Origin of the sequence: Streptomyces sp. NPDC006265 (assembly GCF_040613555.1) — a bacterium.
GTDB lineage: Bacteria > Actinomycetota > Actinomycetes > Streptomycetales > Streptomycetaceae > Streptomyces.
This window is the reverse complement of record NZ_JBEXSH010000425.1, coordinates 1-7,625: the sequence shown is the minus strand read 5'-3', so window position 1 is coordinate 7,625 and position 7,625 is coordinate 1. Positions and strand designations below refer to the sequence as shown.

7 protein-coding genes are annotated in these 7,625 nt (G+C 68.8%); 3 read left to right on the top strand and 4 right to left on the bottom strand.

All coding sequences use genetic code 11. From position 1 onward, the window contains the following. The 4 genes from ABZ281_RS29035 to ABZ281_RS29020 all read right to left on the bottom strand — a co-directional run. Positions 1 to 1,214 (bottom strand): glycoside hydrolase family 3 protein (locus tag ABZ281_RS29035; protein ID WP_356660179.1); only part of this gene is annotated, 1,214 nt, incomplete at its 3' end. Between the two features lie 8 nt (positions 1,215 to 1,222). Beyond that, a complete protein-coding gene (locus ABZ281_RS29030; RefSeq protein ID WP_356660177.1) occupies positions 1,223 to 2,065 on the bottom strand; it encodes a carbohydrate ABC transporter permease in 843 nt (280 codons plus the stop codon). Beyond that, positions 2,062 to 3,051, bottom strand: a complete 990-nt coding sequence (locus ABZ281_RS29025; protein ID WP_356660175.1) for a sugar ABC transporter permease — start codon at positions 3,049 to 3,051, stop codon at positions 2,062 to 2,064. The genes ABZ281_RS29030 and ABZ281_RS29025 overlap by 4 nt, the downstream gene beginning before the upstream one ends. Positions 3,052 to 3,124: 73 nt before the next feature. Next, positions 3,125 to 4,405: an extracellular solute-binding protein gene (locus ABZ281_RS29020; protein ID WP_356660173.1), complete on the bottom strand. Its 1,281-nt coding sequence runs from the start codon at positions 4,403 to 4,405 to the stop codon at positions 3,125 to 3,127. A 312-nt stretch (positions 4,406 to 4,717) separates the two neighbouring features. Here ABZ281_RS29020 and ABZ281_RS29015 point away from each other — a divergent pair, with 312 nt between their 5' ends. The 3 genes from ABZ281_RS29015 to mctP all read left to right on the top strand — a co-directional run bounded on the left by ABZ281_RS29015 (position 4,718) and on the right by mctP (position 7,522). Further along, a complete protein-coding gene (locus tag ABZ281_RS29015) occupies positions 4,718 to 5,482 on the top strand; it encodes a GntR family transcriptional regulator (protein ID WP_356660171.1) in 765 nt (254 codons plus the stop codon). A gap of 148 nt (positions 5,483 to 5,630) precedes the next feature. Beyond that, positions 5,631 to 5,897: a DUF3311 domain-containing protein gene (locus ABZ281_RS29010; protein WP_356660169.1), complete on the top strand. Its 267-nt coding sequence runs from the start codon at positions 5,631 to 5,633 to the stop codon at positions 5,895 to 5,897. After that, a complete protein-coding gene (gene mctP, locus ABZ281_RS29005; protein ID WP_356660167.1) occupies positions 5,894 to 7,522 on the top strand; it encodes a monocarboxylate uptake permease MctP in 1,629 nt (542 codons plus the stop codon). Before ABZ281_RS29010 ends, mctP begins: the two co-directional genes overlap by 4 nt. Positions 7,523 to 7,625: the final 103 nt, after the last annotated feature.

Here is a 7,625-nt window from a genome sequence, read left to right as displayed (position 1 = left end):
AGCTCCGCGGCGACGCCCCACGGGGTCTCGTCGCCCACGGCGATGTTGGCGACGGGGGTGAGGGCGGCGACGTAGGGCGGTTCGGTGAGGGGCTCGAAGGTGTCGGGGCTGCCGAGGCCCGGCGCGGCGGCCACGGTGAGGGCGCGGCGGGCGGCGTGCAGGCCGATCTCGGTGCCGTGGGTGCTCTCGGCCGGACGGCCCGCCGTGCCTGCCCAGCGGGCCAGTGCCCGCACCCGGTCGGCGGCCTCGGCGAGACGTTGCTCGGGGAGTTCACCGGCCCGCACGGCTCCGACCACGGCGTCCCGCAGGCGCAGGACGGTCGCGTCGTCGGCGAGGCCGCCGCCCACGCAGATCGCGTCGGCGCCCGCGGCGATGGCGAGGGCGCTGCCGCGTTCGATGCCGTAGGTGCCGGCGATGGCGCGCATCTCCATGCCGTCGGTGACGATGAGGCCGTCGTAGCCGAGTTCGTCGCGGAGCAGGCCGGTGAGGATGCGGCGGGAGAGGGTGGCCGGGCGGTCCGGGTCCAGGGCGGGGACCAGGATGTGGGCGCTCATGACGGCCCGGGTGCCGGCGGCGATGGCGGCGCGGAAGGGGGCCAGTTCACGCTCGGACAGCACGTCGGCGGAGACGTCGATGCGCGGCAGGGCGTGGTGCGAGTCGACGGCCGTGTCGCCGTGGCCCGGGAAGTGCTTGGTGCAGGCGGCGACCCCGGCGGACTGCAGCCCCGTCACATAGGCGGCGGTGTGCCGGGCGGCCAGCTCGGTGTCGGCGCCGAAGGAGCGGACACCGATGACCGGGTTGCGCGGGTCGGAGTTCACGTCGGCGGACGGGGCCCAGTTGAGGTTGACGCCGCAGGAGGCGAGGCGGCGGCCCAGTTCGTGGGCGACCTGGTGGGTCAGCTCCACGTCGTCGACCGCGCCGAGCGCGTGGTTGCCCGGGAAGGAGGAGCCGCTGCGCACCTCCAGGCGGGTCACGTCGCCGCCCTCCTCGTCGATCGCGACGAGGACGTCGTCGCGTTCGGCCCGCAGCTGGGCGGTCAGGGCGGCCAGTTGGCCGGGGGACGCGATGTTGCGGCCGAACAGTCCGACGGAGGCGAGGCCCTCACCGAGCCGGCGCAGCAGCCAGTCGGGGGCGGTGGTGCCGGTGAAGCCGGGCTGGAGGACCGTCAGGGCGTCGCGGGTGAGCGTGTCGGTGCCGCTGGCGAGTGTCGTCACGGGTGAGGTCATCCCTTCACTGCGCCCGCGGTCAGGCCCGCGGCCATCTTGCGCTGGACGAGGAGGAAGAGGGCGACGATCGGCACGGCCATCATCGTGGCGCCGGCCATCATCGGGGCGTATTCGGTGCCGTGTTTGGTGGTGAAGTTGCCGAGCCAGACGGTCGCGGTCTGGTTCTTCTGGCTGAGCAGCATCAGGGCGTAGAGGTACTCGTTCCAGGCCTGGATGAAGCCGTAGACCGAGGTGGCGACCATGCCGGGGGCCAGGAGGGGGAAGACGACGCGGAGGAAGGCGCCCGTGCGGGAGCAGCCGTCGACCATGGCCGCTTCCTCGAGTTCCTTCGGGATGTTGACGATGAAGCCCCTCAGCGTCCACACGGTGAACGGGAGGATGAACGTCAGGTACGTGATGATGAGGCCGGTCAGCCGGTCGTACTGGCCCAGGTCGTTGAGCAGCAGGAACACCGGGATGATCATGGCGACCAGCGGGACCATCTGGACCGCGAGGATGCCCACGATCACGATTTTGCGGCCGCGGAAGGCGAACCGGGAGATGGCGAGCGCGGCCAGCAGTCCGACGGCCATGCCGATGACGACCACGGCCAGCGACACCACCAGGCTGCGGCCCACCGGGCCCCAGAAGTCGGCGATGTCCAGCGCCCGGCTGAAGTTGTCGAACGTGAGGCCGGTCGGCAGCAGGCTCGGGTCCGAGTCGATGGCGTCCTCGGCGGGCTTGAACGCCGTGTTGAGCATCCAGTAGAGCGGGAAGCCGGCGACGACGAAGACGAGGAGGCCGACGAGGTTCCAGCCCAGCCGCGACTTGTGGCGGCCGGCTCCGGCGAGCGTGCTCATTCGACCTCTCCGATCTTCAGCATCTGCCGCATGTAGACGGCGACCACACCGAGCAGCAGCAGGACGGTGATCAGCGCGATGGCCGAGCCCTGGGCGTAGTCGTTGACCACGAACGCCCGGTCGTAGGAGTAGGTGTTGAGGACCTGGAACTCCGGCTCGGGGTGGCCGCCCCGCATGACGAACACCTGAGGGAAGACGCCCATGTCCCAGATCACCGACAGGGTCGTGAGCATCACGATGATCGGCTTGAGGACGGGCAGGGTGACATAGCGGAAGACGCCCCAGGAGCCGGCGCCGTCCAGGCGGGCGGCCTCCTCCAGTTCCTTGGGGACCTGGGTGAGACCGGCGCTGAGGGTGATGACCACGAACGGCACGGCTCCCCAGATCACCAGCAGCATGATCACGGCGAGGCCCTCGGGGCCGCTCGCGAACCAGTTGTGGCCGATCATCTCGACGCCGGGCAGCTTGCTGAGCAGCGCGTTGAAGACACCGTAGTCGGAGTCGAAGAGCCACTTGAAGACCGTGGTCGCGACGATCACCGGCATGCCCCAGCTGGCCACCAGCACGATGTTGATGAGCATCTTCAGCCAGCCGGAGACCCGCTGGAGCAGCAGGGCGAGCGCCATGCCCATCGCCATGGTGAAGACGACGGCACCGGCCGCGAAGACGATCGTGCGCAGGACGACGGCCCAGAACTCGCCGTCGCCCAGCACTTTGGCGAAGTTGTCGAACCCGACCGTCTCGGCCTGCTGGAAGCCCCACAACTGGGACTGGCCGAACTTCTGGAAAGACAGGGTGACCAGGCGGGCCAGCGGATAGCCCATGACCAGGGCGAGGATCAGCAGGCAGGGCGCGAGCAGCAGCCAGGGGGCAAAGGCCCCGCCCGACGTGCGCTGACCGCGGGGCCGCCGGTCCTTCGGGGGCGGCGGTGGTGCCTGTCGCGGTGGCGGCACCTTGGCGGGGGTGGTGGTGTCTGCGGCACTCATCGCGCGCTCCTCGGCGGTCCCTCAGGTCTTGACGGCGGCGGGGCTCCGCAAGCCGGGGAGCCCCGCGCGCAGGTCACTTGGTGTTGATGACCTTGTCGATCGCGGCGTCCGCGTCCTTGGCGGCGGCCTCGACGGACTTCTTGCCGGTGCCGATGCTCTGCAGCATGGTCTGCAGGATCTGCGCCTTCTCGACCTGGCCCCAGCCGGGGGCCATCGGGACGAACCAGTTGGACTCGGCCGCGGTGGCGGGGACCGCCGTCTTCGGGTCGTTCTTGAGCGTCGCGAGGTCGGTCTTGTTGTTGGGCAGGTTGCCCTTGGCCATCAGGCCCTTCTGCCCGGAGGAGCCGGTCAGCGCGTTGATCCACTCGGCGGCCAGGGCCTGTGCGTCGGACTTCACCGGCACGGCGAGGTCGGAGCCGCCCAGGAAGACGGGCATGTTCTTGCCGGACGGACCGGGCATCACGAAGTTCTCGAGGTTGCCCTTGAGCTTGCCGGTCTTGTCGTTCTTGGGGTCCTCGGCGGTCGCGCCCTCCCAGGCGGCCGCGAAGATCATGGCGGACTTGCCCTGGCCGTAGACGATGTAACGGTCGGACTCGTCCTTGGTCTTGTCGCCGTGCATGTACGAGTCGACGACGTTCTTGAACTCGGTGAGGCCCTTGAGGGACTCGGGCGAGGAGAGGGAGGCCTTCCATTGGCCGCCCGACTCGGTGGCGATGGCGCCGCCGGCGTCGTAGACGAAGGACATGGCCGCGTACCAGTCGCGGGTGGGCTGGTACCAGGCGTTGTACTTGTCGCCCTGCTTCTTCTGGATCTTGTCCAGGGCGGCGGTGAGCTCCTTGTACGTCTTGGGCGTCGACTTCACCCCGACGGAAGCCGCCACGTCCTTGCGCCAGTTGGCGACGCGGCCGCCGGCGTAGTACGGGACGCCGTAGGTCTTGTCCTCGTAGGTGACCGAGGCCTTGAGGCCGTCCAGCCAGGCGTCGGAGTTGTCGAACTTGGCCTGGTCAAGAGGGGCGAAGGCGCCCCTGACCATGTAGCCGAGCATCTCGGTGTTGCCCATCTCGACCACGTCGGGGGCCTTGTCGGTGGCGAGGACGGCGTCGAGCTTGGCGTTCTTGTCGGGCCAGCCGTAGTACTCGTGGTTGATCTTGACGCCGGGGTGCTTCTTCTTCACCGCGGCGTCGGCGGCCTTCACCAGTTCCGGCCAGTTGTTCTGCGCGTCGACGGTGAGCCAGACGGTCAGCTCCTTGGCGTCCGCGCCCTTGTCGGACCCCCCGCCACCCTCGCCGCCGCACGCCGCGATGGAGACCATCATGCCCGCGATACCGATCGCGGCTGTCAGCTTGCGCTTCACGCCACCCTCCTCAGGGATCCCACAACCCCCCTGGCTCCCCGCAGTGAACGTGGGGCCGGGCCTGGACCAATGGTGTAGACCAGTACGGGGAGCTTGGACCAGACCAGGAGGCCTGTCAAGGGTCGCGATACAGCCCTGACCAGCCGTTATGCGACCTACATATGCAAGAATCTTTAAGTAAGAAGCCAGCGAAAACCCGAGTGGGCACGGCATACTGCGGGTAGACCACAGCGATTGGTGGACTAGACCAAAAGAGGCGCCGACGGTATACAAGTGGGATCGTGTCGGCAGACCCAGCCGGGAAGGCGGAGCATGAGCACCGACGTCAGCAGTGCGGAGAACGAGAACGGGGTGCCCGTCCGTACCGCGCGTGTGCCCAAGTACTACCGCCTGAAGAAGCACCTGCTCGACATGACGGAGACCCAGGCGCCCGGCACGCCGGTCCCGCCCGAGCGCACCCTGGCGGCGGAGTTCGACACCTCGCGGACCACCGTGCGCCAGGCGCTGCAGGAGCTGGTCGTCGAGGGCCGGCTGGAGCGCATCCAGGGCAAGGGCACGTTCGTCGCCAAGCCGAAGGTCTCGCAGGCGCTGCAACTGACCTCGTACACCGAGGACATGCGCGCCCAGGGCCTCGAACCCACCTCGCAGCTGCTGGACATCGGCTACATCACCGCCGACGACCGCCTGGCGGGGCTGCTCGACATCACGCCCGGCGGGCGGGTGCTGCGCATCGAGCGGCTGCGCATGGCCAACGGCGAGCCCATGGCCATCGAGACCACGCACCTGAGCGCGAAGCGCTTCCCGGCGCTGCGGCGCTCGCTGGTGAAGTACACGTCCCTCTACACGGCGCTGGCCGAGGTCTACGACGTCCATCTCGCGGAGGCCGAGGAGACCATCGAGACGTCCCTTGCCACTCCGCGCGAGGCCGGCCTGCTCGGCACGGACGTGGGGCTGCCGATGCTGATGCTCTCCCGGCACTCGCTGGACCGGGGCGGCCAGCCGGTGGAGTGGGTCCGGTCGGTCTACCGGGGGGACCGGTACAAGTTCGTGGCGCGGCTGAAGCGCCCTGTCGACTAGCGACACCGCGCAGAGCTTCGCCGCTGCTGGGGCCTGGTTTCGGTTGGGTACCGCATTCGCATGACGGACGAGGGGTTCCGCTGCCGCCGCACCCTGACCTACATTGCCTGCGCACTACAGGTGATCACCAAGGGGACGGAGCCGCCTGATGTCGCAAGCCCCAGAAGCAAGTGGAGGGCCGGTGGTGACGCCCATGCGCGTCGTCATCGCCCTCTGCCTCATAGCGCCGTTCGTGGCCATGCTGTGGGTCGGCTCGTACGCCAAGACCGACCCGGCCTTCATCGGGATCCCGTTCTTCTACTGGTACCAGATGGCGTGGGTGCTCATCTCCACCGTCCTGACGATGATCGCCTACAAGCTGTGGCAGCGTGACCAGCGCGCCCGCTCGGCCGCGAAGGGCGGTGCGTCGCAGTGAAGGACGGCGTGAACGGCGTCGCCCTCGGCGTCTTCATCTTCTTCTTCCTGGCCGTGACCGTCATGGGCTTCCTGGCCGCGCGCTGGCGCAAGGCCGAGAACGAGCACAGCCTGGACGAATGGGGCCTGGGCGGCCGCTCGTTCGGCACCTGGGTCACCTGGTTCCTGCTCGGCGGCGACCTGTACACGGCGTACACCTTCGTCGCCGTTCCGGCGGCGATCTACGCGGCGGGCGCGGCCGGCTTCTTCGCCGTGCCGTACACGATCCTGGTGTACCCGCTGATCTTCACCTTCCTGCCCCGCCTGTGGTCGGTGTCCCACAAGCACGGGTACGTCACGACATCCGACTTCGTGCGCGGCCGCTTCGGCTCGAAGGGCCTGTCGCTGGCGGTGGCCGTGACGGGCATTTTGGCGACGATGCCGTACATCGCGCTCCAGCTGGTCGGCATCCAGGCCGTGCTGGACGTGATGGGCGTCGGCGGCGGCGAGAACACCAACTGGTTCATCAAGGACCTGCCGCTGCTGATCGCGTTCGGCGTGCTGGCGGCGTACACGTACTCGTCGGGTCTGCGGGCCCCCGCGCTCATCGCGTTCGTGAAGGACACGCTGATCTACATCGTCATCGCGGTGGCGATCATCTACATCCCGATCAAGCTGGGCGGCTTCGACGACATCTTCGCCAAGGCCAGTGAGGCGTACAGCCAGACCAACCCGGCCACGGGCGCGCCGCGCGGTGCGCTGACACCGGCCGAGCCGGGCCAGTGGACGTACGCCACGCTGGCGTTGGGCTCCGCCCTGGCGCTCTTCATGTACCCGCACTCGGTCACGGCGACGCTCTCCTCGAAGAGCCGTGAGGTGATCCGCCGCAACACCACGATCCTGCCGCTGTACTCGCTGATGCTGGGTCTTCTGGCGCTGCTCGGGTTCATGGCGATCGCGGCCGGCATCAAGGTGCAGAACGGGCAGCTGGCGATTCCGCAGCTGTTCGAGACGATGTTCCCGGACTGGTTCGCGGGCGTGGCGTTCGCGGCGATCGGCATCGGCGCGCTGGTGCCCGCGGCCATCATGTCCATCGCGGCCGCGAACCTCTTCACCCGCAACATCTACAAGGACTTCATCAAGCCGGACGCCACTCCGGCGCAGGAGACCAAGGTCTCCAAGCTGGTATCCCTGCTGGTGAAGGTCGGCGCGCTGGCCTTCGTCCTCACCATGGACAAGACGGTCGCCATCAACTTCCAGCTGCTGGGAGGCATCTGGATCCTGCAGACCTTCCCGGCCCTGGTCGGCGGCCTGTTCACCCGTTGGTTCCACCGCTGGGCGCTGCTCGCGGGCTGGGCGGTCGGCATGATCTACGGCACGGTCGCGGCGTACGGCGTCGCCTCCCCGGCCCAGAAGCACTTCGGCGGTTCCGCGAAGGAGATCCCGGGCATCGGGGAGATCGGCTACATCGGCCTCACGGCGTTCGTCCTGAACGTGGTGGTGACGGTGGTCCTGACCTTCGTCCTGAAGGCCCTGAAGGCCCCCGACGGCGTCGACGAGACCAAGCCGGAGGACTACACGGCGGACGCGGGCGACCCGGGGGTCCAGGTGGAACTCCCGCCTGCGACCGCCGGTTCCGCGCACTAGCCTTCAGGGGCGCGGGGCTGCATCGATGTGCGGCTCCGCCGCGTAGGCGCGATCAACCACGAAGAACCCGCAGTGGGGGGGCCGGGGCGCACCACACCGCGCC